Here is a 2651-nt window from a genome sequence, read left to right as displayed (position 1 = left end):
TGAGAACTATCCATAAAATCTGTAGTAACTATGAAACCACTGCTGTTAAAATATTCCGATGTCGTGTCCGGTGTATATAAACACCTTGCAGCAGTATTATTCTGTATAATCAGCGCCTTACATCCCCTTACCGCACAGGATATTTTGCTAAAAAACCCTTCCCTGGAAGGAACCCCGGGGCAGGGCAAAGTGCCAACGCCCTGGATCGGTGGCAACACCCCCGACATACAACCAGGAGTATTTGGTATTAATCTGCCCGCTTCCGATGGAGCCACTTATATAGGTATGCACAGCGGTCCCACTTACCTGGAATCCATTAGCCAGGAAGCCGCGCTGATTGGCGGCAAAAGCTACACAATAGCCATGGACCTGGCCTATGCTCCCAATTATTCTTCTCTCACCTGCTATGGTAATCTGACTGTATACGGTGGTAATACACCTAAGGATACCGCAGAAAGACTGTGGAGTTCAGGCGCCTTTTTTCACACCACCTGGAAGCGTTATTCTTTTGCTTTTCATCCCGCACGCAATTATAAGTTTATCATCCTGATGGCAGATGCAGCATTGCCTTGCGAGAAAAGTATTTATGGATCTGCTTTATTGATGGATAATTTGTCGGCCTCGTTGCTGGAAACACCGCAGCTTTCGCTCTCACTGAAACATACCTGTAAAGGTGAGCGCACCGGAGAGGCCAGCGTAGCTATTATGGGCGTAACCCGTAGCTGTACTATCCGGTGGAGTCCCGGCGGTGAAACCACGCCGCATATCAGCGGCCTGGCGCCCGGCGATTATGATGTTACGGTGACTCATCCCAACGGAGTGAGTGTTACACAGCGCGCTACCATCATCGGAAAGGAAGTGAAAAGCAAAGTGATGGTAACACCTTCCCGCTGCTATGGTGAAAACGACAACAGCATTGCATTGGAAACAGATGGTGGCACGCCGCCTTATCGTTATTATTTCGATGGCAGCACGCACCCGGAATACACGCCCACTTTTAAAAACTTAACGCCGGGAAATTACCGGATGTTGATAAAAGATGAAGGAAACTGCACCGAGCAACTTGATGGCATCGACGTAAAAGAGCCTGCGCAACTGACTCTTGTCGCAGCACGTAAAAAAGATGTCAGTTGTACCACTACAATGGATGGTAAGATCATGCTGGATCTCACGGGTGGTACGCTTCCGTATGCGTACAGCCTGGATAATAAGCCCTGGCAGGGCGATAGCAGTTGGTCGGGGCTGGATGCCGGGAGTTTTCATTTCAACGTAAAGGATGCGCATGATTGTGCTACAGATGGAAATGTGGAGATCATCCGGAACATCCGCGAATGCGCTGTATTCGTACCTACAGCCTTTTCACCCAATGGGGACGGGCAGAATGATTTGTTCCGGGTAAAATTACATGACGATGTGAGTGATTATAGAATGGAAGTATATAATCGATGGGGAGCACGTGTTTTTCAAACCAGTGATCCGGAAGGCGCCTGGGATGGGGCGCAGCAGCCTATTGGTAATTACATATGGGTGGTTATTTATACGGATAGTAAAAAGCAGGCGCGTAAACAAACCGGCTCTTTGATGTTGGTGAAGTAGTATAAACAGTTACTACAAGTGGCATGACAACGAGGACTACCACCACTTGCACTAAGAAATAATCCTGTTTTATTATTTAGTTGCAGTAATGGAATAGTGCTGATGGACTTCCGGGTTTGTTGTGCTACTATTCTGTTACTGCAAATTTTTCGTTATTTATTATACGCACCTATCACAACGCTGCATTCCCAAACGGATAGTTCTCCAGCACCTGTCGTAACTTTTTATTTTTACCAATATCAGTAATTGCCCGCAGGTGTTTCTCATGATGCAAATCTGTTCCAATGAAATCAATCATCTCCAGTTCTATGAGTTTTTCCGCGGCCAGTTGAATGTGTTTGCCATAGTATCCGGTGAGCGATAACAGGTTTACCTGGAATTTACAGCCCCATTGTTTAAACTGCTGATACAGCTCAAAGTTTTTATGACAATAGCTATACCGTTCCGGATGTGCCAGCAGTGGGGTATAGCCGAGTGCCGATATGTCAAAAAGCCATTGATGCAATTGTGGGGGAGCAGACATGAAGGAAATTTCCACCAGCACCATCTGTCCATCGAGCGTGAGCAGCGGCGATGTCATCAATGCTTCGAATTGTTCATCCAGGTAATACTCTGCCGCATGGTGAAACGGAATCGACATATTTTGTTGCGCCAGTGCAGCCTTTACAGCCAGGTAGGGGGCGGCCATCGTATTCACCGAATTGGGATACCGGTCCATCATAATATGTGGCGTAGTAATAATTTTTTGGATGCCCATTTCCCGGAGCTGTTCAATAAAATGCAGGGAAGTGGCGAGGTCGGGCACCCCATCATCTACACCAGGGAGGAGATGGGAGTGTATGTCTGTATGCATGAAAGCAAGCAGGTCTGCAGCCGGAGCGGTGTCTGTATTTTTTTTACGAAAAAAAAGCATATGGTTCTTCAATAAATCAATGACACAAAATTTCGCTGTGCTATAACATAATCAGTGCCACAATTTCTTCCAGAAATTGCTGATCGGTGGTATCAAAGTGATCCACGTGTTCACTGTCTACGTCCAGTATTGCTTTTACCTC

2 protein-coding genes are annotated in these 2651 nt (G+C 46.6%); one reads left to right on the top strand and one right to left on the bottom strand.

Going from position 1 to position 2651, the window contains the following annotated elements:
- The first annotated feature begins 30 nt into the window (after window positions 1-30).
- A complete protein-coding gene (locus VIP81_RS31430) occupies window positions 31-1596 on the top strand; it encodes a gliding motility-associated C-terminal domain-containing protein (protein ID WP_331971458.1) in 1566 nt (521 codons plus the stop codon).
- 172 nt (window positions 1597-1768) lie between these two features.
- On the opposite strand, the gene VIP81_RS31425 is transcribed toward VIP81_RS31430, so the two are convergent.
- Window positions 1769-2509 (bottom strand): tyrosine-protein phosphatase, encoded by a 741-nt coding sequence (locus tag VIP81_RS31425; RefSeq protein WP_331971455.1) that lies wholly within the window; start codon window positions 2507-2509, stop codon window positions 1769-1771.
- Window positions 2510-2651: the final 142 nt, after the last annotated feature.

It is taken from the genome of Chitinophaga sp. (assembly GCF_036566945.1).
Classification (GTDB): domain Bacteria; phylum Bacteroidota; class Bacteroidia; order Chitinophagales; family Chitinophagaceae; genus Chitinophaga.
The sequence above is the reverse complement of the archived record's forward strand: the minus strand, read 5'-3'. Positions and strand labels throughout refer to the sequence as shown.

Bases quoted from the DNA above. Each gene is read 5' to 3' on its own strand.
- VIP81_RS31430 (WP_331971458.1), top strand. From the start codon at position 31: ATGAAACCACTGCTGTTAAAATATTCCGATGTCGTGTCCGGTGTATAT.
- VIP81_RS31425 (WP_331971455.1), bottom strand. From the start codon at position 2,509: ATGCTTTTTTTTCGTAAAAAAAATACAGACACCGCTCCGGCTGCAGAC.